The 22,927-nt window shown below is 38.4% G+C and carries 24 protein-coding genes and 1 riboswitch; of the genes, 10 read left to right on the top strand and 14 right to left on the bottom strand.

The window, feature by feature from the left end; all coding sequences use genetic code 11:
- Positions 1-123: 123 nt before the first annotated feature.
- A complete protein-coding gene (locus EW028_RS13665; RefSeq protein WP_131521268.1) occupies positions 124-930 on the bottom strand; it encodes an alpha/beta hydrolase in 807 nt (268 codons plus the stop codon).
- 133 nt (positions 931-1,063) lie between these two features.
- Between EW028_RS13665 and EW028_RS13660 the strand changes: the two genes are divergently transcribed.
- A complete protein-coding gene (locus EW028_RS13660; RefSeq protein WP_016994472.1) occupies positions 1,064-1,576 on the top strand; it encodes a gamma carbonic anhydrase in 513 nt (170 codons plus the stop codon).
- A gap of 179 nt (positions 1,577-1,755) precedes the next feature.
- On the opposite strand, the gene metK is transcribed toward EW028_RS13660, so the two are convergent.
- The gene (gene metK, locus EW028_RS13655; protein ID WP_004225981.1) at positions 1,756-2,952 is read right to left on the bottom strand and encodes a methionine adenosyltransferase; all 1,197 of its coding nucleotides are present in this window, start codon (positions 2,950-2,952) and stop codon (positions 1,756-1,758) included.
- Between the two features lie 258 nt (positions 2,953-3,210).
- Positions 3,211-3,329, bottom strand: a riboswitch (SAM riboswitch).
- A gap of 389 nt (positions 3,330-3,718) precedes the next feature.
- Between metK and pckA the strand changes: the two genes are divergently transcribed.
- Positions 3,719-5,305, top strand: a complete 1,587-nt coding sequence (gene pckA, locus EW028_RS13650) for a phosphoenolpyruvate carboxykinase (ATP) (RefSeq protein ID WP_066038097.1) — start codon at positions 3,719-3,721, stop codon at positions 5,303-5,305.
- 65 nt (positions 5,306-5,370) lie between these two features.
- On the opposite strand, the gene EW028_RS13645 is transcribed toward pckA, so the two are convergent.
- The 10 genes from EW028_RS13645 to EW028_RS13600 form a co-directional block, all read right to left on the bottom strand.
- Positions 5,371-6,147, bottom strand: coding sequence for an alpha/beta hydrolase family protein (locus EW028_RS13645; RefSeq protein ID WP_131521267.1), 777 nt, complete (start codon positions 6,145-6,147; stop codon positions 5,371-5,373).
- On the bottom strand, positions 6,131-6,598 hold the full coding sequence (locus tag EW028_RS13640; RefSeq protein ID WP_054549912.1) for an NUDIX domain-containing protein: 468 nt from the start codon (positions 6,596-6,598) through the stop codon (positions 6,131-6,133). The genes EW028_RS13645 and EW028_RS13640 overlap by 17 nt, the downstream gene beginning before the upstream one ends.
- A gap of 198 nt (positions 6,599-6,796) precedes the next feature.
- Positions 6,797-7,720, bottom strand: coding sequence for an aminopeptidase (locus tag EW028_RS13635; RefSeq protein WP_131521266.1), 924 nt, complete (start codon positions 7,718-7,720; stop codon positions 6,797-6,799).
- Positions 7,721-7,731: 11 nt separating this feature from the next.
- Positions 7,732-8,493: an IclR family transcriptional regulator gene (locus tag EW028_RS13630; RefSeq protein WP_131521265.1), complete on the bottom strand. Its 762-nt coding sequence runs from the start codon at positions 8,491-8,493 to the stop codon at positions 7,732-7,734.
- 134 nt (positions 8,494-8,627) lie between these two features.
- Positions 8,628-9,896, bottom strand: coding sequence for a M20 family metallopeptidase (locus tag EW028_RS13625; RefSeq protein WP_131521264.1), 1,269 nt, complete (start codon positions 9,894-9,896; stop codon positions 8,628-8,630).
- Positions 9,889-10,842, bottom strand: coding sequence for a DUF1177 domain-containing protein (locus EW028_RS13620; RefSeq protein ID WP_131521263.1), 954 nt, complete (start codon positions 10,840-10,842; stop codon positions 9,889-9,891). The genes EW028_RS13625 and EW028_RS13620 overlap by 8 nt, the downstream gene beginning before the upstream one ends.
- Before the next feature lie 34 nt (positions 10,843-10,876).
- Positions 10,877-11,893 (bottom strand): ABC transporter ATP-binding protein, encoded by a 1,017-nt coding sequence (locus EW028_RS13615; protein WP_131521262.1) that lies wholly within the window; start codon positions 11,891-11,893, stop codon positions 10,877-10,879.
- On the bottom strand, positions 11,877-12,899 hold the full coding sequence (locus EW028_RS13610; RefSeq protein WP_131521261.1) for an ABC transporter ATP-binding protein: 1,023 nt from the start codon (positions 12,897-12,899) through the stop codon (positions 11,877-11,879). Before EW028_RS13610 ends, EW028_RS13615 begins: the two co-directional genes overlap by 17 nt.
- Positions 12,900-12,916: 17 nt before the next feature.
- Complete coding sequence (locus EW028_RS13605) at positions 12,917-13,783, bottom strand: ABC transporter permease (RefSeq protein ID WP_004225950.1); 867 nt, start codon at positions 13,781-13,783, stop codon at positions 12,917-12,919.
- A gap of 2 nt (positions 13,784-13,785) precedes the next feature.
- Positions 13,786-14,748 (bottom strand): ABC transporter permease, encoded by a 963-nt coding sequence (locus EW028_RS13600; protein WP_004225947.1) that lies wholly within the window; start codon positions 14,746-14,748, stop codon positions 13,786-13,788.
- Between the two features lie 219 nt (positions 14,749-14,967).
- Between EW028_RS13600 and EW028_RS13595 the strand changes: the two genes are divergently transcribed.
- The 4 genes from EW028_RS13595 (at position 14,968) to EW028_RS13580 (ending at position 19,519) form a co-directional block, all read left to right on the top strand.
- A complete protein-coding gene (locus EW028_RS13595) occupies positions 14,968-16,569 on the top strand; it encodes an ABC transporter substrate-binding protein (RefSeq protein WP_131521260.1) in 1,602 nt (533 codons plus the stop codon).
- Positions 16,570-16,632: 63 nt separating this feature from the next.
- Positions 16,633-17,703 (top strand): amidohydrolase family protein, encoded by a 1,071-nt coding sequence (locus tag EW028_RS13590; RefSeq protein WP_131521259.1) that lies wholly within the window; start codon positions 16,633-16,635, stop codon positions 17,701-17,703.
- Entirely contained in the window at positions 17,700-18,842 is a 1,143-nt protein-coding gene (locus tag EW028_RS13585; protein WP_131521258.1) for an amidohydrolase, read from the top strand. The genes EW028_RS13590 and EW028_RS13585 overlap by 4 nt, the downstream gene beginning before the upstream one ends.
- Positions 18,843-18,847: 5 nt before the next feature.
- On the top strand, positions 18,848-19,519 hold the full coding sequence (locus EW028_RS13580; protein ID WP_131521257.1) for an AroM family protein: 672 nt from the start codon (positions 18,848-18,850) through the stop codon (positions 19,517-19,519).
- A 46-nt stretch (positions 19,520-19,565) separates the two neighbouring features.
- On the opposite strand, the gene EW028_RS13575 is transcribed toward EW028_RS13580, so the two are convergent.
- Positions 19,566-19,883 (bottom strand): hypothetical protein, encoded by a 318-nt coding sequence (locus tag EW028_RS13575; RefSeq protein ID WP_009371464.1) that lies wholly within the window; start codon positions 19,881-19,883, stop codon positions 19,566-19,568.
- A 137-nt stretch (positions 19,884-20,020) separates the two neighbouring features.
- Between EW028_RS13575 and ytzI the strand changes: the two genes are divergently transcribed.
- The 4 genes from ytzI (at position 20,021) to EW028_RS13560 (ending at position 21,738) form a co-directional block, all read left to right on the top strand.
- Positions 20,021-20,167, top strand: a complete 147-nt coding sequence (gene ytzI, locus EW028_RS13570) for a YtzI protein (protein ID WP_004225932.1) — start codon at positions 20,021-20,023, stop codon at positions 20,165-20,167.
- Positions 20,168-20,196: 29 nt separating this feature from the next.
- A complete protein-coding gene (locus EW028_RS25325) occupies positions 20,197-20,358 on the top strand; it encodes a hypothetical protein (protein ID WP_016992522.1) in 162 nt (53 codons plus the stop codon).
- Positions 20,355-20,588 carry a membrane protein insertion efficiency factor YidD gene (gene yidD / locus EW028_RS13565; RefSeq protein WP_016992521.1) on the top strand — a complete coding sequence of 78 codons (234 nt, stop codon included), beginning with the start codon at positions 20,355-20,357 and terminating at the stop codon, positions 20,586-20,588. Before EW028_RS25325 ends, yidD begins: the two co-directional genes overlap by 4 nt.
- Positions 20,589-20,697: 109 nt before the next feature.
- On the top strand, positions 20,698-21,738 hold the full coding sequence (locus EW028_RS13560) for a metal ABC transporter solute-binding protein, Zn/Mn family (RefSeq protein ID WP_131521256.1): 1,041 nt from the start codon (positions 20,698-20,700) through the stop codon (positions 21,736-21,738).
- A gap of 21 nt (positions 21,739-21,759) precedes the next feature.
- On the opposite strand, the gene EW028_RS13555 is transcribed toward EW028_RS13560, so the two are convergent.
- Positions 21,760-22,911, bottom strand: a complete 1,152-nt coding sequence (locus EW028_RS13555) for a transglutaminase domain-containing protein (protein ID WP_131521255.1) — start codon at positions 22,909-22,911, stop codon at positions 21,760-21,762.
- Between the last annotated feature and the right edge of the window lie 16 nt (positions 22,912-22,927).

Here is a 22,927-nt window from a genome sequence, read left to right as displayed (position 1 = left end):
ACCCCTCCAATTTGAATTACCTTACTTTAAGTCATTATAGTATTACACTTTTCTGAAAATTACAATATTATTTTTAAGTAACAATATTTAAGTAAGTAACCTAGTAAATGGAAGGGTATAAACCTATTTAATTATATAACCAATTCTTCGAAGAGCATTATTAATAAAATCTCGTATATACATAAAAATCTCTTCGCGCTCTCCCTCATGAAATAAATTATGATAACAATTTGCCCATTCTTTAAACTGAAATTCCGTGAATTCCTGTTGATGAAGCCAATTTCGAGTTTGGCGAGTGTCCGTAATTTTATCCTTCTCAGCTGTCATAATTAGCATTGGCATATTAGGCATTTCACCTTTAGGCAGCATCACTAAATTTTTCATCATCTGCTGAAGTTCTCGATACCATTTCACAGAAACAACAGACATGAGCGGTACATCATCTTTCATTTCTTCTCTGCCTTCAACACTACGCGTTAATTTCGCTAATGTAATATCATGTGTCAATTTAACATTGGCCGTTAACGCACTTAGACTTGTTAAAGCATTTGTTAATTTACCTGGTAATAGCTTTAGTTGCAACCAAGGTGATGTTAAAATAATGCCTGCACATTCATATTGTCTCTTTTGCAGTGTATGGAGGATTAATGTTGCACCTAGTCCATGCCCTATTACAAAGGTTGGTAAATTATATGAAAAAGCATTTTCAATCAGGTTTCTTGTATACTTATTGTACAATTTGAAGTCTTCATCATGGACTCGAGCAAACCTTGCATTACCCCCATGATTCGGTAAATCTCCCATGACTATGTGGAAGCCTTCTAATCTTAATTTCTCTATCAGCCATGCATACCAACGGTGATTTTCATAAGCACCATGAAGAATAGCAATCACAGCTTTTGCTTGTCCATCAGCTTCCCATTTCCACATTACATAGTCCTCCTAAAAAATAATTACACTTTGATTATATCGAAATAAATAGCACATTTTAATTTTATATTTCCATAAAGTTGCGTATTTGATACGATAATACTACATTATAGAAAGAAAAGAGGCGATTTTCATGATTTATCCATTTAAAGATAAAACGCCAAAGATCGATCCGTCTGTTTTCATTGCTGATTACGCAACTGTTACGGGCGACGTAACAATTGGCGCCGAAACAACTATTTGGTTTAATACGGTTATTCGTGGTGATGTTTCCCCAACGATTATTGGTAAACGTGTCAGTATCCAGGATCTTTGCTGTTTACACCAAAGCCCAAAATATCCGCTCATTATTGAAGATGAGGTAACAGTTGGACACCAAGTCACTTTACATAGTTGTACAATTCGCAAAAATGCCTTAATTGGTATGGGATCCATTATTTTAGACGGAGCTGAGATTGGAGAAGGTGCATTTATTGGAGCTGGAAGCCTAGTACCTCCTGGTAAAGTCATTCCTCCAAATAGTTTAGCATTAGGTCGTCCAGCAAAAGTTGTCCGAGAATTAAATGCTGAAGATAAAGAGGATATGGAACGTATCGTACGAGAATACGCAGAAAAAGGTCAATATTATAAATCACTTCAGAAATAAATAACCTACACAAAAAATCAATACTAACGAAAAAATCCCTCGCGTTTTCGTGTACCGAATATGTTCACGAATCCTAGCGAGGTATTTTTGTAAAAAAAACAAAAGGAGCAATGTTGCCCCTTTGCTTATTAATACATCAGAATAATTTTCTAATGACTTCATTACTTTAGTTCAATAGTTTATAAACGTGCTTTTTCTCGTAGCGCGTCTGCTTTATCAATTTGCTCCCATGGTACATTTAAATCTGTACGACCAAAATGTCCATACGCAGCAGTTTGTTTATAAATTGGACGACGAAGATCAAGCATTTTAATGATACCTGCTGGGCGTAGATCGAATAGCTCGCGTACCCATTCAACGATTTCGCTTTCTTTCACTCTACCTGTGCCAAATGTATCGACAGCAATGGAAACAGGCTGAGCAACGCCAATCGCATAGGCAAGTTGCACTTCAGCACGCTCTGCTAAGCCAGCTGCTACGATGTTTTTCGCTACATAACGTGCTGCATATGCCGCCGAACGGTCTACCTTGGTTGCATCCTTACCTGAGAAGGCACCACCACCGTGACGTGCATAACCACCGTATGTATCAACAATGATTTTACGCCCTGTTAATCCAGCATCACCTTTTGGCCCACCAATTACAAAACGGCCAGTTGGATTGATGAAGTATTTCGTATTAGCATCTAATAATTCACTCGGTACAACTGGTGCAATAACAAATTCTTTTAAATCTGCTTGAATTTGTTCAAGTGTTGCTTCTTCATCATGCTGTGTTGAAATAACAATTGTATCCACGCGAACCGGTACATTATTGTCATCATATTCAATCGTTACTTGCGTTTTACCATCAGGACGCAAATAGGCAAGTTCCCCTGATTTACGTACTTCTGTTAAACGGCGTGCTAATTTGTGTGCCAAGCTAATTGGTAATGGCATTAGCTCTGGTGTTTCATTACATGCATAGCCAAACATTAAGCCTTGGTCACCAGCACCAATTGCTTCTATGTCAGCATCTGTCATAGAGCCTTCACGTGCCTCTAATGCCTGATCAACACCTTGGGCAATATCAGGTGATTGTTCGCCAATTGCCACAAGCACCGCTAAGTTCTCTGCATCAAAGCCATATTTACCTCGTGTATAGCCAATTTCAGCTACAGTGTCACGAACAATACCTTTAATATCCACATAAGTAGAAGTAGTAATTTCTCCTGCTACTAATACTAATCCTGTTGTTACAGTTGTTTCACACGCTACACGTGCATTTGGATCTTCTGCTAAAATAGCATCTAAAATGGCATCCGAGATTTGGTCACAAATCTTATCTGGATGTCCTTCTGTTACACTCTCTGATGTAAACAGTCGACGGTTTGTCATTTGGTTTTCCTCCTAAATACTCTTACAATAAGTAGTTGTGTATGAATACGGTACTCATTACCCATGTCAAGTCCGCTCCTAAGGATTGAACTCTCAAGCCGTTACTGCTGCTTTTAACACGAGGATTTCGAAAGATTCGTCATTATAATAAGGAAAGAACTACATATACTTACCTTTACATTGATTTTTAACAATAAAAAAATCCTTTTCTCACGTTACTTTACATGAGGAAAGGAATAATGACTGCGTAACCTTTCACTCTTATCGTTCAAGGGATGTTCCCTTGCATCAGGTTGGCACCAACGCATGTCGTGAAATAGTTCATGCAGGTTGCCGGGTTTCACAGGGCCTGACCCTCCACCAGCTCGGGATAAGAGTATCCGTTCAATCTCATGTTACTGAAAAGGTCGAACGTTGTCAAATATTTTCTTATGTATTACTGTATAGAAAGGAAAGAACTTATTACACAAAAACTTTTCATACTTGGATGATGATGTAAATAGAAGCAAATTAATCCCTACAACATACCTAGCTACTTGTGGTAACATATGTGTGGCTCAATTTTCGTGCCTAATTACAGTAGGATTGATGGTATTCTACTCGAAAAACATTATTTTTTGTCAGTTTATTGAAAAGTGGTAAAAACTCTAAAATAATTTCTTAATTAGTATAGATTATTTAAGCAATTGTGTTATACTATTTTTGAAATTAAGAAAAAATCCCTCTAAATCAAGGGAATACTATAAAAAAGGATGGTATTTAATCGATGAATTCAGTAGAAATTGCAAACGAACTGAAGGAATTATTAAACGGCGGTAACATTAATGTTCAACTTTCAGTACCACAATTAGCAGAAAAAGCTACATCTCGTGGTGAAGCAATGTTAACAGTAGATGGCGCAGTTCGTGCAGAAACTGGCAAATACACTGGTCGTTCACCTAAAGATAAATATACGGTAGAAGAAGAAAGCACAAAAGATCAAATTGACTGGGGTAAAGTCAACCAACCGATTTCTTCTGAAGTGTTCGATAACCTATATGTAAAAGTAATAAAATATTTAAAAGAACGTGACGAGTTATTCGTATTCAAAGGCTTTGCAGGTGCTGACAAAGATTCACAATTAAGCATTCAAGTTATTAATGAATACGCATGGCACAATCTTTTTGCTCATCAATTATTTATCCGTCCAACAGCAGATGAATTAGCTTCTCATGTTGCTGACTTCACTGTCATCTCAGCTCCTAACTTTAAAGCAGATCCTGCGGTTGATGGTACTGCTTCTGAAACATTCATCATCGTATCACTTGAAAAGAAAATTATTTTAATTGGTGGTACAGAATATGCTGGTGAAATGAAAAAATCTATCTTTGGTATCATGAACTACTTATTACCACAACAAGGTATTCTTTCAATGCACTGCTCAGCAAACGTTGGTGAAGCTGGCGATGTAGCGTTATTCTTCGGTCTATCTGGTACTGGTAAAACGACGTTATCAGCTGATCCTGATCGTAAGCTAATCGGTGACGATGAACACGGTTGGTCTGATAATGGTGTATTCAATATTGAGGGTGGCTGCTATGCAAAAACAATCAACCTTTCTGCTGAAAAAGAACCAGAAATCTACAATGCGATTCGCTTCGGCTCTGTATTAGAAAACGTAGCTGTTGATCCAGAAACGCGTATTTGTGACTATGATGACGGATCACTAACAGAAAATACTCGTGTAGCTTATCCAATCCAATACATCGAAAATATCGTTGATCCTTCTGTTGCAGGTCATCCAAAAACAATCATCTTCCTAACAGCTGATGCATTTGGTGTATTACCTCCAATCAGTAAATTAACTAAAGAACAAGCAATGTATCACTTCCTAAGCGGGTTCACTTCTAAACTTGCTGGAACTGAACGTGGTGTGACTGAGCCAGAACCAGTATTCTCTACTTGCTTCGGGTCTCCATTCCTTCCACTTCCTGCAACAGTATACGCAGAAATGTTAGGACAAAAAATTGACGAGCATGGGGCACAGGTATACTTAGTAAACACTGGTTGGACTGGTGGCGAATATGGCACAGGTAGCCGTATGAAACTTTCTTATACACGTACAATGGTCCGTGCAGCAATCGATGGTAAATTAGCAGATGTTGAAACAACACAAGATGCTGTGTTTGGTTTACACATTCCAACAGCAGTTGAAGGCGTACCTTCAGAAGTGTTAAATCCTCGTGAAGCTTGGGCAGATAAAGCTGCATACGATGCAAAAGCTGCTGAGCTTGCAGGCTTATTCAACGAAAACTTCAAGAAATTCTCAAACGTTTCTGAAGCCATCACTACACTTGGTGGTCCATTAAAATAACATCTATTTAAAAGACAAAGGGAACAATTAATTCGTTCCCTTTGTCTTTTTGTTTTCTCTATGCTTTATTGCTGTTTCATCCACTTGCAAAGAGCACGAACAGTTTCACGATTTTTTGCTGGTGGATATTGATGTGCATAGGTAAGATCATACCAAGTTTCGAATGATTTATTTGCTTCCTCTAAAAAAAATGCCAATTGTCTGGCATGTTCAATATCCACATTTTCATCACGATAGCCATGAATGATAAGAACGGGAGCTGTTATACGCTCTATCTCAAAAAGAGGTGTCCTTGCATCATACGCTTCTGGTACACGATTAGGTGTTCCTCCGATAACGCGCTTCATCATCCTGCGCATATCTGTACGTTCCCAATAAGTGGCTGTTGCATCAGAAACACCTGCCCATGTTACAACAGAAGTAATATCCCTCCTTAAAATAGCTGTCCACAGAGCCATAATACCACCTCGTGAAAAACCAAAAACATGAATATTGTCATTGCAGAATTGTTTGAGTACATCTACGGCATAGACCGCATCGTAACGGTCTGCCCCTGCAAACTCGTCACGACCCTCTCCCCCACGATTCCCACGATAATATGGGGCAAATACGATAAAGCCCTGCGCCGCAAATTGTGCAATACGAGAGGGTCTTACCATCCCAATGCTTTGCATGCCGCCCCTTAAATATAAAAAGCCATCATATGTACCTTCTGTCTTTGGCTCTGCTAATAGTCCTTTTATACGTAAGCCCATTGAAAGATAGGTTATTTCCGTTAAACGTATAGCTGGATTTGGTGAAGGATAGGGGCGTTTTTCGATAATATCACCATTGTGTGTCACGATGTTTCAGCTCCTCCAGCATTTTCTTCATCCCCTCATCCTTCATGTGAAAACTCAAGTTAGGATGCTGAGCAAATTCTTCATCGGTTAACCAAAGCATGCCTGACGTTTCTAAATCAAATTCTATATCCTCTTGCGCTAAAAATTGTGCAGTGAAAACGGATTTACAAAAAACGATTTCATCATACACTGCATACTCTGCAAACCATTGAAGGTTCTTCACATGAACACCCGTCTCTTCAAAAACTTCTCGAATCGCCGCCTCCTCTAAGGTTTCGCCTTCTTCTAATTTCCCTCCTGGCACTTCTACACCACGTCGTTTATGGACAGTACATAACCATTTATTTTCATGCTTTAATAGGACGAGGACGTGTTTAGGTTCTACTTTAAATTCGCCTCTTGTAAAACTCAAATCTACTTGTAGGCCATGTAAATCTGTAAATGTTAACATCTCTTCAACCTCACGTTCTTTCTTGTTGCAAAACAAAAGTTACTTGCTTCATCATACTTCTATTTTATGGACAGAATTTAAACATCATTCCTATTCATCTATATTAACTATATTGTAAACCTACAATGACAAGCAACCCTAAGCTACAGTCTTGTAAAGCATGAAAAAAGCGTGCTTCATAGGAAGACACGCTTTTCTTTAGATTACTTGCTGACCATCAAAATAGACGATAGGACTTTTCACAACACAATCAATATGAACATCTGATGCATTGGCTCCACCGAATGGCGCATTACTGCCAAATGCGATATGGATGGTCCCATACACCTTCTCATCCTCTAATACATTGCCGCATAGGATGGCACTTTTATTGGCTCCGATGCCAAACTCTGCAATGACTCTACCATTGCCTTCACCAAGTAATGCCAGTAGTCGTGGACCATCAGGACCGACTGCTTCTTCTAAGCGACCATTCTTTATTTTTAATAATAATGGCTCCTTTAAAACACCAATATTAGCAATAGAGCCATCTACTAAAATCTCTCCATTCGCAGATGTTTCTATTGGTGCAATATATGATTCTCCTGAAGGAATATTTCCATACTCACCAGGTTGACGAATAACCCCTGTGGAACGTATTCCGAAACGGCCTTCTACACTAAACATCAGCTCATGGCCATCCTTGACAATACGAATATCTTTAGCCGTATCAAGTAAAAGGGCATATTTTTCTACCGTAGCTTCGATCTCCTGTGCATCTGCATGAAGGGCACCTTGCTCCAGCATCTCCAATGTTACCCCTGGCATTGTTGCTACACGTCCACCCTTTTCACAGGCATGTTTACGAGCCAGTGTATGTGTTAGGGAGTGGGAGGTAATACACAGTGCAACATCGGCATTAGCCATAAGCTCAGAAACTGCATGGATTGGCTCCTGCCCGGATTTCTCTAACAGGGGCATCACCATGAACATTGTATTTGCAGTAATTGACAGTCCAGCTTCATAAAAAATTTTCGCGATGTCTTGTTTGTGGCTATCCGTCAAAATTAATAGTGACTCTGAAGAATGAACATTTAGATTGCCTTTTAAAACATTTAGTGCAATATCATGTAAATGATGCATAATAGGACTCCTTAATTAAAATTCAAATGATATCTACGAATAATTCCTTCTATTTCATTTCTAGCTTCTGTTAAAGGTCCCAAAAACTCCGGAACACGTTGCTCTGTAAAACGATAAATTGGTCCAGAAACGGTAATAGACGCTACGACCTGCTCCTCACTATTAAATATAGGCATAGCTAGCGCCAATACATCGACCGAATACTCACTATTACTAAGTGCATAGCCACATGTTCTAATTTTTTCTAGCTCTGCCCTTATTTCTGTGGCATCTGTCATCGTATTATTTGTATAAGCTGTTAATGGTTCATCTATGACCTTTGCAACTTGCTCTTCATTTAAAAAAGCAAGCATCGAACGATAAGATGCTCCTACATACAGTGGGGATCTACTTCCTCTTGAAACTGTAAATTTTACCTTATTTACAGGTTCTGCTTTTAGTAATGTTAACGCTTCCAGTCCATTCAGTACGGTAAAAATGGCTGTTTCTCCAGTGACATCCTTTAATTTATCAAGAACTGGCATACATAGCTGATCTATGTTTAATGAATCATACATATTCATACCTATTTCCCATAATGCAATACCAAGAGAATATTTTTTTGTTATAGGATCTTTTGTTATAAACCCATTATTTTCGAAGGTTTCAAGAATGCGATATAAATTTGTATGATTCATGTTCATCGCCAGTGCTAACTCTCGACCACCCCATGTGGGCTTTTCCTTTGTAAACATTTTTAAAACCGCAATTGATAAATTTAATGTCTTTAGCATATCTCTCATCCTTCTGAACTATTTATCTGTACAAACGGCTGCAAATCTCTCTCTTAAGGGGGAAATAATCGACAGATTTAGCAGCCGTCAGCACCTGATATCACTTTATCAAAAGTAAGAGAGTAGCTAATCTCTTACTTTTGATATAGGAAATCAACAGCAGCAGTTATATAAACTTTTGCACAGCGTACGATATCCTCAACACGTACTTTTTCATTATAACCATGAATACTTGGTAAATAAGCTGGGCCGTATTGCAATACAGGAATATCATATTGTCTGAAATGACGAGCGTCACTGCTTGCCCATTGCATGACACCATATGCCTCTTGCCCTGTAACATACGATATATTTTCCACTATCGATTGGCAAACAGGATTTTCAGCAGGCGTATAATTGGCTACGCTTTTGAAGCCAAAACGTTGGATTGAATAATCGATAGCCAAGCCATCTAGTTTAGTTGTCAAGATTTCTGTTACTTCTTCTTGTGTAATACCAAATGGTAAACGACAATCGACCTGGACCTTACAGTAATCCGGGATTACGTTTGACTTCGTACCTCCCTCAATTGTACCAATATTTACAGTAATTTTCTCTAAAACTTCTTGATATTTCAAGCGATCTTTCTCCACTTCACGCATGTATTTTTTTGATACCTCGATAAGTGGCTGTACCTCTTCAGGTATTGTGATTTCTACATCCCATAGTGTACGAATCTCTTGTATAGCTCGAATTGCATCGACAATGGCATTTCGTCCAGCCAATGGTGACAGGCTTCCATGACCAGGTTCCCCACGCACCTCTAATTCAAACCAGTAAGAGCCCTTTTGTCCAATAGTTGGGTTTAAAGGTGAAGAGGGCTCAGCGATTAAACAACCATCTCCCTGCACATAGCCTCGCTCTAACAGCCATGGAACACCAAATTCACCGCCAGTTTCTTCATCTGGTACGATCGCCAAAGTTAATTTCCCTGGTAGTTCAATGTTCAGTTTCTTTAATAGCTTTGTTGCAAAAATAACACCTGCTAAACCAGCTTTCATATCACTCGCCCCACGGCCAAGCATCCAGCCATCCTTCACTTCTCCTGAAAACGGATCAAAATCCCATTTTGATAGATCACCGACAGGAACAACATCGGTATGGCCACAATAAACGAGTTCTTTTCCTTCCCCATTTCCAATAGAAGCTACTAAATTAAACATTTTATCTGCAGCTTCATATTTTTGATAAGTAATGCCTACATCATTTAAATAGTTTTCGATAAAAGCTGTTATTTCAGTCGTATCCCCCGGAGGATTGACACTTGGAATTTGAATGAGCTTTGAACAAAACGCTATCAATTCATCTTGATGATTTTCAACTGCATCTACTAATTGAGCTTTAAGTGCTTGTAAATCATTCATGTGTGTGTACCTCGTTTCCTTTCGTTTGTAAATGACGCATGCTACCATATAAGCCTTTCATATGTGTAAATTGTGTTTCATCAAAGAAAGAGCATTTATTAGCACCATAAGTTTTTGCTACCTCCAACACAAATCGCACAACATTCTCTACATCTGTAACATGGGTTGCACCTGTTGCGCAGCCTGCCACAACAGATTCGGTTGTAATCGCTACACCTACAACAGGGCTAGATGTTGCAACTGCTGGTTGTAAAATACTATTGATATGGAATAAACCATTCCCATAGGGTGTAATGTCTTGCATCGTAATCGGCAGCACAATTGGAGAAATGCCAGCAGATTGTGTATATACGTGCAATAAATCATCACTTATTTTTAATATGTAACCTTCTTTGACAGTTGGCGTTATCGCAAATCCTTTATGGTTACATACTTGATTGCCTTTTGTTGTATCAATTGATAGAATAGCATCCATTGTGTCTTCTACTTCATTTTCGTTCATGACACTAATATCCACTGGCGAGTTCATAAATGGCACTGGCTCATGTGGTAAGGTTGGAGCTGTTGGACAAATATGTGTGGAGAATATAACGTCACCCTCTAATTGATCACCCTTTAAGGCCATATCAATAGCTTTTGCTGCTCCTGCCAGACATGCCAGTGCGCCGTCTCCATCTGATACAAAGCCTGTCATTTCAGGGCGTGCTCCGATACCACCTAATCGTCCAATAATTCCTAATGTAGGTGCATTTCCGCCAGAGGATTTGCCATTCTTTCCTTTCACGAGGACGCGAACAAAATCTGTTGAGCCGCTTTCGCCTTGAATAGTTTTTACCTTGACATCTGCTGTGGAATCAATATTGTGTAAATACTTCTTAATCGTGTCTCCGTTTACATAAATACTATCCATTACCTCGTATAATTCAATAACATGCTTCAATGACATAATCAGTCCGCTCCTTTTTCTGCTTCAATAAATTTTATCTTTCGTTAATTGATGATACTTCTTGCTGTATCGACTTATATAAATGACACGATACTTGATGTGTAGCTGATACTGTATCAAGTGTCGGTTGGACCTCTGCACATTTTTCTGTAGCAAAACGACAACGCTTATGGAATGCACAGCCACTCGGGGGATTAACCGGGCTTGGAACATCGCCAGATAAAATAATACGGTCCTTTTTATCAAAAGGATTTTCCTTAGGTATGGCCGATAACAAGGCTTGTGTGTAAGGATGCTGAGGGTTCTTATAAATTTCCTTGTATGTGCCAATTTCTACTATTTTCCCTAAATACATGACAGCAATACGATCACACATGTAGTTCACCACATTCAAATCATGTGAAATAAAAATATAGGTTAAACCGAATTCTTTCTGTAAATCTTTTAATAGATTGATAACCTGAGCCTGTACAGAGACATCTAATGCTGAAACAGGTTCATCACACACCACAATATCTGGATTCAGTGCAAGAGCCCGAGCAATATTTATACGTTGTCTTTGTCCACCAGAAAATTCATGTGGATGGCGTTTTGCATGGTATGCACTTAATCCGACTGTTTCAAGTAATTCAACCACTCGCTTTTTACGGGATGCCTCATCACCAATCCCATGGATCACTAATGGCTCAGCAATAAGATATTCAATCGTTTTACGAGGATCGAGTGATGCATAAGGATTTTGGAAAACCATTTGGATGGATTTTCGAGCAGAGCGGATATCTTTTGAATTTAAGCTTGCTAAATCCGTTCCCTTAAATTCAACTACTCCCTCTGTTGGTGAAATTAGCTGGTTGATTAAACGGGCAACCGTTGATTTACCACACCCCGACTCTCCCACAATCCCCAGTGTCTCACCTTTATATAACTCAAAACTTACACCATCTACCGCCTTCACAAATTGTGTTGGTTTTTTAAAAGGAATTGAACTTTTAATGGGAAAATGCTTTTTTAAATTACTTACCTTTAAGACAAGTTCATTGTACTGTTGCATTAAAAATTCCCTCCTTCCTAGGGACAATTTGATCTTTTGCTTGTAAATGGCAGGCTACAAAATGGTTATCCTGTACTTCCACTAAATCAGGCACAGTACTACGACAAATATCTGTCGCTAAAGGACATCGTGCTGAGAAGTGACAGCCACTATGTGGCATTGTTAAATCTGGTGGACTACCAGGAATAGCCGGCAGCCTTTGTTGCTCTTGAGTCCCCATTGTAATTTGAGACTCTAATAATCCCCACGTATAGGGATGTAAAGATTTTTCATAGAGCTGTCTTGTTGTAGTAGACTCTACTGTACGACCTGCATACATAACATTTACTTTGTCACATAGCTCCCAAACTACACCTAAATCGTGCGTAATCATAATGATGGCTGTATCATGTTCTTGTTGTAATTTTTTCATTAAATCAAGAATTTGAGCTTGTACAGTTACATCTAGTGCAGTTGTTGGCTCATCAGCAATGAGTAGTTTCGGGTTACAAGCTAGGGCAATAGCAATCATGACACGCTGACGCATTCCACCTGAAAATTCGTGAGGATACATTTTTAATCGTTTCTCTGGCTCAGGAATCCCAACCATTTTTAACATATCGACTGCTTTGATAGCGGCATCTTTCTTCGATATTGTTTCATGTGCTTGGATGACTTCAATAATTTGATTGCCCACTGTTAAGACAGGATTCAAACTTGTAATTGGATCTTGGAAAATCATTGAGATGTCATTGCCTCGCACATTGCGCATTTCTTTTTCAGAAATTTCGATTAAATCGCGGCCATTAAATAGAATTTTTCCATTCGTTATTTTTCCTGGCGGAGATGGAATTAAACGCATGAGAGCAGTGGCTGTAACACTTTTTCCTGATCCTGACTCTCCCACAATACCTAGTGTTTCCTTCTTATTTAATTGTAAATTTACTCCATTAACAGCTTTCATTGTAGAGCCGCCACTTTTAAATTCTACTGTTAAGTTTTCTACATCTAGTAAACGTTCAGTCATGACTCCACCCCCTTCCATTAAACTTTCATTTTCGGATCTAATGCATCGCGTAATCCATCCCCTAATAGGTTAATTCCAAGAACTGTTAATAAAATACAAATGCCTGAAAATGTCGCCATTTGGGGATTTAATACTAAAAAGTCTTTGCCATCTTTTAAAATACTGCCCCATGAAGCTGTTGGTGGTTGAACGCCTAATCCTAAAAAGCTAAGGGCAGCTTCTGAAATAATAGCGCCAGCTGTACTCATCGTTCCATAGACAATTAAAGGGGCTAAACAGTTCGGTAATATATGGCTAAAAATGATCCTCGTATGTGTAGCACCTAAAGAATGCGTTACTTCAACGAATTCCTCCTCTTTTACACTTAACACCTGTCCTCGAACAAGTCGTGCGAAACCTGGAATATTAGCAATACCAATCGCAACAATGACATTGACAAGTCCTTGCCCTAATACCGTCATTAATGTAATAGCTAGTAATATAAATGGGAATGCGAAAAGACCATCCATTGTGCGCATAATAATGGAATCAATGCGTCCACCAAAATACCCTGCCACTAAGCCTAGCAGTGTGCCAAACACAGCACCAAATAGCACCGCCGCAATCCCAACAATCATTGAGATTCGTGTACCGTAAACTAAGCGACTAAACAGATCACGGCCATAGTTATCTGTTCCTAATAAATGTCCTTCTGTATTCATCGGTAAAAACGATTTACCGACAATCATTTCATTCGGTGGATGGGTAGCAATCAATGGGGCAAAAATAGCAACAATACCCATTAAAGTGACAATGATTAACCCAATTGTCGCTAATTTATTTTTTAGCAACTTGCGCAATAACGTATTTCTTTTTTTCGTTTCTTGGACGATTGCTTGAGTCATTGTTATTTTTTCCCCCCATCCGATTCTAAATTGACCTTAGGATTGACCACTTTATAAAGTACATCGACTACTAAGTTAACAAGCACAAAGATAAACGCAATGAAAATAACAGTACCTTGGACGACTACAAAGTCACGTTTATCAATGGCATCTACAATTAATCGACCCATCCCAGGCCAACTAAAAATTGTTTCTGTTAAAACCGCTCCGCCCAGTAAATTAGAAATTTGCATTCCTAACACGGTTAAAATCGGTGTTAGCGCATTCTTAAATGCATGTTTACCAATTACTAAATATTCTTTAATACCTTTAGAACGAGCTGTTTTAATATAATCTTGCGAAATAACCTCTAACATACTTGAACGGGTAATCCGTGCAAATGTCGCCATTGGAATCGTTGCTAAAGCAAATGCTGGCAAAATTAAATGTTTCAAATAGGTCCATAGGCCATCACTGATATTCCCCATCCCAGTCGCTGGGAACCAACCAAGGTTAACACTAAAGAATAAGACAAGCATGATGCCCAACCAGAAAATTGGCATAGATACACCAACTAATGACACAAGCATTACAACATAATCAATGATGGTATTTTGCTTTCTCGCTGCAAATATTCCTGCTGGGATGCCAATCACGACGGCTATTAACAGCGCTGCCAATGCCAATATCACTGTATTAGGGAACCTTTCGAGAATAAGTCCGATGACAGACTCACTATAAGAATAGGAATATCCTAAATTTAACTGTGCTAGATCTCCTACATATGAAATAAATTGCGAAGGCATGGATTTATTTAATCCTAGCTCTTCTCTTAAATTCTCTACATCTTCTACACTTGCTTGTGGTCCAAGCATGACTGAAGCCGGGTCACCAGGAATCATTCGCGTAATAATAAAGACGATAATTCCTACTACTAGCAGTGTCGGGATGAGGTTAACTAATCTTTTTAAAATAAATGAGCCCATCTTAGCAAGACCTCCTTTTCATTATTAGAATCAGTGGTTCATATTGTGAATAACCACATAGTACACCACTCAATAATTGTTTGTAAATATATTTTTTTCTGAATCTTTGTAATTTTATATTTACTTTCTATTTACAAGTGTGCTAATTTTAATCTCGAACCTACCATTTTTGAATCAACGGTTCATATTGTGAAACAAAAACTAAGGAGGCTAGTGCATATGAAGAAATTAAACGTAAGAAAGTCTTTACTACTACTCTTTTTAACTTTACTAATTGGTGTTTTAGCTGCTTGTGGTGGAAACAATGAGAAAAGTACTTCAACGGATAAAAAAGAGGGAGAAGCTACTTCTGGAGGCACATTAAATATTGGTCTGTCAGCCAATGCAAAAACATTTGATCCGATCAAATATACTGGGGTTTATGAATCACAGGTGATGCGCCAAATGGCTGATACGTTAGTTGTTTATAACAAAGATCTATCTGATATCATCCCTTCGTTAGCAACTGAATGGAATGTATCAGAGGATATGTTAGTCTACACATTCAAATTACGCGAAGGTGTTAAATTCCAAAAAGGTCAGTATCAGGATGGCCGTGAAATGACAGCTGAAGATGTCAAATACTCTTTAGAACGATCTGCTAAAGAATCTGCTATGAATCGTTTAAGTGGTGTGACAGAAGTGAAAGTGTTATCGGATTATGAAGTAGAGATTCACTTAGCTACACCAAATGCTGCCCTACTTGCTATGCTAACGGATGCAGGGAATATTATTATTCCAAAAGAAGAAGTTGAAGGATGGGGCGATAATTTTTCTGAACACTTTGTTGGTACAGGTCCATTCCAACTAACAGAATGGAAAAAAGACCAAGAAGTAAAATTAGTTCGTCACGATAATTATTGGGGCGATAAGCCAAATGTCGATAACTTAACAATGAAGTTTATCTCCGATCAAAATATGATGACCAACGCATTACGTTCTGGTGATATTGATATTGCCATGGACGTTAAAGGTCAAAACCGAGAAATCATCAACCAAGATAGTAACCTTGAGCTTTTAACAAATCCAGGTCTATCCATTGTTTATCTTGATCTTAATAACAAAGTAGGTCCTACTGCTGACAAACGCGTTCGTGAAGCGATTTATATGGCAACAAATGTAGAGGAAATTATTTCTGGCGTTAACCAATGGGGTGGCGGCGATGTTTCTTATTTACCATTACCACCTGGTTCATGGGGATATGATCAATCGTTAGTTGATATGGTACCAAAATATAATCCAGAAGAAGCAAAAAAATTACTAGCAGAGGCTGGTTATGCTGATGGCTTCAAGACAGAGATTTTCGTATCAGAAGCACGTGTTCCTTACGCAACGATTTTCCAAAGTCAGTTAAAGAAGAACTTAAATATCGATGTGGAAATAAAAGTGCTTGAATGGGGTACTTACAGTGATACTGTGGCAAAGGGTAATGCGCCAATGAATATTGGTGGCTGGACTTGGTATCCAGATCCTTATTTCTTCCTTTATCAATTATTCCACACAAATCAAATTGGTGCGTTAGGAAATGGTAAAGGCTACAGCAATCCAGAAGTGGATAAATTATTAGAACGTGCCGTATCAGAAACAGTGGTGCAAGAAGAACGTGCAAAATTATACCAAGAAGCATTAAAGCTAATTTTAGCGGATGTTCCACGTATTGAATTAGAGGCAACACAAACAGTTGCAGGTGTAAACAAAAAAGTACAGGGCTTTGAGGTTTCTGCTGATAACTCCGTACAAATTGTGCATCCAAATGGCACAAACGTTTCCATTACTAAATAATTAAACTTGAAAAGTGGAGATACTAGTCTCCGCTTTTCTCTTCATAAGGAGAGATTAGATCCGATGACTCGCTATATAAATGGACTTGTTTTTAATTCTGAGACACGTAGCTTTCATAAGCAATCTTTTCAAGTGCAAGGGCAATACTTTGAGCCCGCTACTCATTCACCTGAAACAGAGTTGGATTTAGATGGCTACTATATTACACCAGGTTTTATCGATAGCTGCTCACAAATCGGTCTAGCTGAAATAGGGATTCGTTGGGAAGGTGATGATAGCTATGAATTTGACTCCCATCTGCAATATTCTGTCGTTGATGGCATATACCCATTTGATACTGCTTTTCAAAAAGCTGTTTCTCATGGGGTGACCGCATCTCACATTGTTCCCTCTCCTAAAAGCTTGATTGGTGCAAAAACGGCTATTATTCACCATACACATACAACGGTTGATGAAATGGTTATTTCTAAAGATGTGGCTTATTCCTTCTCTATTGGACATCAGGCAAAAAGTACATTTTTCGCTGAAAAGAAAAAACCACTCACTCGTATGGGCATCGCCAAAATTTTAAGAGAAACATTACAACAAATTCAGCAACAGGAGCCGTCCATTACGAAAATCGTTATTCGAGCGCACAAAGCCGTTGATCTTGAATTCATTAGCCGCCTTCAACAAGAATTTGGGTCAATTTTTGATTTTCATATTATCCATGGCACTGAAATTACATTCCTTCATGAAACATCCTTTAATACGGTTATAGCTGGTCCTACATTTCGATATATTGAGCACAATGAGATGATGGCACTATCACCCAAACTGTATCATCAACTGTATAAGCACAGTATTCCATTCGTTTTTTGTACGGATCATCCTGTTAGTAGCACCTCGCATCTAACATTAGAAGGATGCTTAGCTGTAAGAGAAGGTATGGCACGCCAGGACGTACTATATGCTCTGACAACCGGGGCTGCAAATTTTCTAGGGATTGCCCATCTAACAGGTGCTATTCGTGATGGTCTTCTTGCTGATTTTGTTATTTGGGATAAGCATCCATTAAATTTAGATGCCCAGGTTGTCGCAACCTATATTAAAGGAACAAAAGTTTATGCACGGGAAGAAGGGTTTACACAATGATTATTTATCATCATGCAAAGTTTCATACAGTCAATGAGCAGAACGATACTTGTGAACAGTTATGGATCGAAAATGGGCGTATTGTCTATATTGGACCAGCCAAAGAATTCCCCCCACAAGCAGAGCTAGTTGATCTACAGGGAGCTTATGTTACACCAGGATTAATTGATATTCATGCACATGTCGGAACATGGGCTGAAGTCACTGAAGACATTAATGATGCCAATGAATATAGCGAACCCTTTACACCTCTTATGCACGCTTTAGACAGTGTAGATATCCGACACTTTTCCTTTCAACATGCGTTAGAAGGGGGCGTAACCACTGTGCAAACTGGGCCAGGTAGTGCCAATGTCATTGGTGGTATTTGGAGCATTCTTAAAACAGCAGGACCTACCCTTTCCTCTCGTGTTTTAGTAGAGCGGAGCGGTTTAAAGGGGGCCCTAGGGGAAAATCCGAAAAACGTCTTTGGCAATCAGTATAAGCGCAAGCCGATGACTCGTATGGCCATTGCACAGCTTTTACGAGATGGTTTCCAACGTGCAAGTCAACTCAATGAACAACAACAAACTGAGCAAATTAAAGAAAATGCTGAGTTACGCCCGTTTATTGAGGTACTTCGAGGCGACATGCCACTTCGCCTTCACTGCCATAGAGCAGATGACATTATGACAGCAATTAGAATTGCCAAAGAATTTAATGTGAAGCTTCATTTAGAGCACTGCACAGAAGGCTATCTCATTGTGGATGCCGTTAAAGAAAGTGGATTCCATGCAACGCTTGGGCCCTATATGTTAACGCCATCTAAATACGAAACGCGTCATTCTACACCCGCAATTGCTGCCGTTTTTAAAGAACATAATATTCCATTTGCTATCATGACAGATCATCCATTTGTACCAATTCAATACTTAAAGTATTGTGCCACAGAAGCGATTCGTTATGGTTTAGATGAAGTCACAGCCCTCAAAAGTATTACGATCAATGCAGCTAAGCTTGTACAGCTTGATCACCGCATTGGCAGCCTTGAGGAAGGCAAAGATGCTGATTTTGTGGTTTGGTCGCACCCTATTTTTGAAACAGAAGCAAAGGTTTTACAAACTTATGTAAATGGACAAAAATATTACGAAGCGGAGTGAACGCAATGCAACATTCGAAAATTGCCGTTGTAACAATTGGTCAGGCACCTCGTAAAGATATGGCAGAGGATATACAGCAATTAAGAGAAGCAGGTTTACATGTTCATGAATTCGGTGTACTGGATTCACTATCCTCAGAGGAAATTGCTACACTTTCGCCTTCTCTTGAGGACCCAGATGTTTTAGTGACACTTCTTACCAATGGTCGACAAGTAAAGCTCAGTAAACAAAAGCTCATGCCTTATATTCAAAGCTGCATTGATGATCTACATGAATTCACTTGGATACTACTTATGTGTACAGGAGATTTTACGAATAAATTATCCTATAAAAATCTTTTACTACCTGATCGTATGATGACTAATTTAGTGAAGGGCTTACATACAGAATTAGCCATTGGTTTGATAGGCCCCGAACCCGAACAACATCGAACGGTTGCAGAGAAATGGCAAAAAGCACAGTTCGATGTAACTTTTTCAGCAAGCTCCCCATACCACTTTGATAACCAACATTTATTGTCAAAAGCACAACAATTAGAAGAGCAAGGAGCCGATTTGCTTATACTTGATTGTATGGGCTATTCCACAACGATGAAAAACATGATTAAAGATCAACTCACTATCCCCATCATTGTCCCTCGAGAAGCGGTTTTTACAATTTTAAAAGCCATTTGCTAATAGAAGAAAAGGTCACTTCTGATTCAGTGACCTTTTCCCCTATTCGCTAGACACGTTTGTTGAAATAAGGAAGCTGCTCAACGAATGCCTTCGTATCATCATCTCCATATTCATGAACAAGTGCATAGATTTTCATTAATCTTTTATCTATTTCATCATTTTCTCTATCTTGGTGATACTGTATATACGGTAACTGTGCACGCCATGCATTCGAAATTTCTAACAGTTGCATTTGCTGAAAGATTCTCTCAAATACATCTAATGCCTGTCGATCTACATTGAGTTCGAAATTCCATGGTCCTGCATATGGGTTGGTATAATACGTTCTATTGGCAAGTGAAAAATATACGCGCTGACGATCCATCTTTACGATTCACTCCTTTTTCCATAGTATGGAGTGATAGGTGTTGTTTTATTCGCATTTATGTCAAACTTCCTTCACAATTAATAGGACCAGATAATTTATAATAGGTATGATGAATAAAGAACGGAGTGAATACTATGAGTTTAACTACGCTCTTAATAGTCGCAGTTATCATCGTTATTTTAATCACCATTGCGACAATTATCAGTGTCAACCGTGCCTATGCCTTTAAACATACTGTTGATGAAAAACCGAAACAAAACTATCATCAAGAGGAAAATTAAATACCATTACTGAATTTGGAGTGAAATAAATGGGCGTACCTTTACCAATTATCATTATGATTGCGATGATGATGCTAATGTTTGGTGTTTCTGTCATTATCATTATGAAGAAGAAAAATAATATTTTTACACAAACAATTGATCCAAAGCCTGAACAACTTACGTCTCAGCAAAAGGAAGAGCAACGATGAAATACCCCTTTATTTGGCTCATCCAGTTTTATAGAAAGTTTATTTCACCTATGACGCCACCTACTTGTCGTTTTCATCCTACCTGTTCTTCTTATGGGCTCGAAGCTTTTCAAAAGCACGGTGCATTCAAAGGCTTTCTCTTAACTATTACACGTATATCCAAATGTCATCCATTTCATCCTGGTGGCTTTGATCCTGTGCCTGAAAAATGGCCTTCGAAAAAGAATTAATTTCGGAGGGCATTTTTTTCTTGTACTTTTTTAAGTTGTGCGTTATCATAATAACTGTTCTAAAAAACAAATCGTAATGATTACTATTTAAGAGAGGTATCTTACTTATATGAAAAAACTATCTGTATTATTGTTAGTCGCAGTTCTTGCTTTATTTACTGCCGCTTGTGGAGACAAATCGTCCACATCCCAAAAGACTGAGGAAAAAAATAAATTAAGTGTTTATACAACGGTTTATCCGTTAAGCTATTTTGCGCAGCGCATTGGTGGCGATTATGTTGAAGTAGCTTCTATTTACCCAGCTGGTGCGAATGAACATACCTTCGAGCCAACTCAAAAAGATATGATGAAATTAGCAGATGCTGATATCTTTTTCTATATTGGCTTAGGACTTGAAGGCTTTGTAGAAAACGCTAAAAAAACTTTAGCAAACGAAGATGTCACAATGGTGGCAACTGCTGATGACGTTTCAGATGAAAAATTAGCTGTAAGCACAGGACATGTTCATGCAGAAGATGAAAAACATGAAGCAGACGCACATGATGAGCATGAGCACGGTACAACCGAGGAAGAGCATGAACATGAAGCTGAAGAACATGGACATGATGAGCATGAACATGGCGATATCGATCCGCATGTTTGGTTATCTCCTACAATTAGTCAAGACTTAGCACTGGCTATCAAAAACACACTAGTTGAAAAAATGCCAGCTCAGGAGGCAACTTTTAACACAAATTATGATGCATTAGTAAAAGAATTACAGGATTTAGATCAAGATTTCAAAGCAATGACTGACAAAGCACAAAATAAAACATTCTTTGTATCCCATGCTGCATTTGGCTATATTGCTGGTCAATACGGCTTAACTCAAGTGCCGATTGCTGGCTTGAATTCACAAAATGAGCCATCTCAAAAGGAATTAACAAAGATTGTAGACAAAGCAAATGAATTGCACATTCACTATATTTTATTTGAACAAAATGTCTCTTCCAAATTAGCAGAGATTATTCAAAAAGAAGTTGGTGCAGAATCTCTTGTCTTGCATAATTTAAGCGTATTAACAGCTGATGATGAAAAAAATAAGGAAACCTATTTCACATTGATGCAAAAAAATATTCAAACATTAGAAAAAGCTTTAAGCGTTCAATAATATGAGTAAGGAGGTGCCCCTCTATTGGGACACCTCCTTTATTATGACGTATTTTTCTTGTGGCATCCGTTTTTCCGTTCGATAAAAAGACCCTAGCCACTTCATTGTTTTTTGCTTAGTCACATGCTTAGCTTTTGGCTGAAGGACAACAAAAGCCATTATACTACTTTCTACTAGCATCGGTGGCCACTCAGTAAAGTTAAACTGAACTAAATGGTCTTGTTTATTTGTTTTTTGAGTAACAAGCTTCATCGGCTGTTCCACTAATTGTTGTACGGCTAACCGATTTTCTCCGATGATTGATAACCCCATAATTTGATTCAATTGATGTTGTATAGGTGTTGCTAAACTTTGTCTTTTTGTTTCTTCCTGTAAATCTATATATTTTTCGCTTGTTGCAGCGGGGAAACTTGCATAATCCCATGTATGATCTTGTGCTAATTGGCGATCCGACACTAAAAAATATTGATAGCGAACTTCTCCTTTACGATCAGGCAAAGGGTCATCCCATGTCACATCAATATGATACCAAGCATGATCAAGTTTCACTAATACCCAGGCATGTAGCTGTTCTCCTACTTTTCCTGGTACATATTGTACCTCAAAACCCAGCATTTCTAACATTCGATATAGCACTAAAGCATATGCCTGACAGACGCCCTTATTCTCCGTTAATAATGTATATGGAGAATATTGACTTCCTTCTGTTTCCTTAGAGTATTCCGCGGACAATACAATAAAATCATGTGCAGCCTGTAGTTTTTCTATGTCACTTAATCCATGCATAGGTGCAATAATATTTTCCAAAGTTTGCTCGACAAATAACGCCTCTGTTTGTGATAGATGGTACGTAAATGCAAAGGCAATGACAATATTATTGCTATAACCCTCGTACTTCCATTGGAAACTTGAAATATTAGTATAAATATAAGAGTTTTCAATTGCATTTTTAGTAATTTCTGTTAGTTCATCTTTTATCTCGGCTAAGTCACCAGTATAACGAATCGAGAATTCGGATGATAGATGCATAACTTCTTTATTAATGAGAGATTGTAGTGTTTCAATTGAATGAGCTGTTGCTACATCTTCTTTTTCATAGTTTGCAAATACTTGCACATGACTCATTTGTAGAACAAATAATATAATGACAACATTATATATATATTTCCTCATATGAGTCATTCTCCTT

This window comes from Lysinibacillus sp. OL1, from assembly GCF_004332175.1.
GTDB lineage: Bacteria > Bacillota > Bacilli > Bacillales_A > Planococcaceae > Lysinibacillus > Lysinibacillus capsici.
Note: the sequence above shows the minus strand (reverse complement) of the source record. Positions and strands in the feature narration are given on the sequence as shown.

Coding starts and splice junctions, on each gene's coding strand:
- EW028_RS13665 (WP_131521268.1), bottom strand. CDS start 930: ATGTGGAAATGGGAAGCTGATGGACAAGCAAAAGCTGTGATTGCTATT.
- EW028_RS13660 (WP_016994472.1), top strand. CDS start 1,064: ATGATTTATCCATTTAAAGATAAAACGCCAAAGATCGATCCGTCTGTT.
- metK (WP_004225981.1), bottom strand. CDS start 2,952: ATGACAAACCGTCGACTGTTTACATCAGAGAGTGTAACAGAAGGACAT.
- pckA (WP_066038097.1), top strand. CDS start 3,719: ATGAATTCAGTAGAAATTGCAAACGAACTGAAGGAATTATTAAACGGC.
- EW028_RS13640 (WP_054549912.1), bottom strand. CDS start 6,598: ATGTTAACATTTACAGATTTACATGGCCTACAAGTAGATTTGAGTTTT.
- EW028_RS13635 (WP_131521266.1), bottom strand. CDS start 7,720: ATGCATCATTTACATGATATTGCACTAAATGTTTTAAAAGGCAATCTA.
- EW028_RS13630 (WP_131521265.1), bottom strand. CDS start 8,493: ATGCTAAAGACATTAAATTTATCAATTGCGGTTTTAAAAATGTTTACA.
- EW028_RS13625 (WP_131521264.1), bottom strand. CDS start 9,896: ATGAATGATTTACAAGCACTTAAAGCTCAATTAGTAGATGCAGTTGAA.
- EW028_RS13620 (WP_131521263.1), bottom strand. CDS start 10,842: ATGTCATTGAAGCATGTTATTGAATTATACGAGGTAATGGATAGTATT.
- EW028_RS13615 (WP_131521262.1), bottom strand. CDS start 11,893: ATGCAACAGTACAATGAACTTGTCTTAAAGGTAAGTAATTTAAAAAAG.
- EW028_RS13610 (WP_131521261.1), bottom strand. CDS start 12,899: ATGACTGAACGTTTACTAGATGTAGAAAACTTAACAGTAGAATTTAAA.
- EW028_RS13605 (WP_004225950.1), bottom strand. CDS start 13,783: ATGACTCAAGCAATCGTCCAAGAAACGAAAAAAAGAAATACGTTATTG.
- EW028_RS13600 (WP_004225947.1), bottom strand. CDS start 14,748: ATGGGCTCATTTATTTTAAAAAGATTAGTTAACCTCATCCCGACACTG.
- EW028_RS13595 (WP_131521260.1), top strand. CDS start 14,968: ATGAAGAAATTAAACGTAAGAAAGTCTTTACTACTACTCTTTTTAACT.
- EW028_RS13590 (WP_131521259.1), top strand. CDS start 16,633: ATGACTCGCTATATAAATGGACTTGTTTTTAATTCTGAGACACGTAGC.
- EW028_RS13585 (WP_131521258.1), top strand. CDS start 17,700: ATGATTATTTATCATCATGCAAAGTTTCATACAGTCAATGAGCAGAAC.
- EW028_RS13580 (WP_131521257.1), top strand. CDS start 18,848: ATGCAACATTCGAAAATTGCCGTTGTAACAATTGGTCAGGCACCTCGT.
- EW028_RS13575 (WP_009371464.1), bottom strand. CDS start 19,883: ATGGATCGTCAGCGCGTATATTTTTCACTTGCCAATAGAACGTATTAT.
- ytzI (WP_004225932.1), top strand. CDS start 20,021: ATGAGTTTAACTACGCTCTTAATAGTCGCAGTTATCATCGTTATTTTA.
- EW028_RS25325 (WP_016992522.1), top strand. CDS start 20,197: ATGGGCGTACCTTTACCAATTATCATTATGATTGCGATGATGATGCTA.
- yidD (WP_016992521.1), top strand. CDS start 20,355: ATGAAATACCCCTTTATTTGGCTCATCCAGTTTTATAGAAAGTTTATT.
- EW028_RS13560 (WP_131521256.1), top strand. CDS start 20,698: ATGAAAAAACTATCTGTATTATTGTTAGTCGCAGTTCTTGCTTTATTT.
- EW028_RS13555 (WP_131521255.1), bottom strand. CDS start 22,911: ATGAGGAAATATATATATAATGTTGTCATTATATTATTTGTTCTACAA.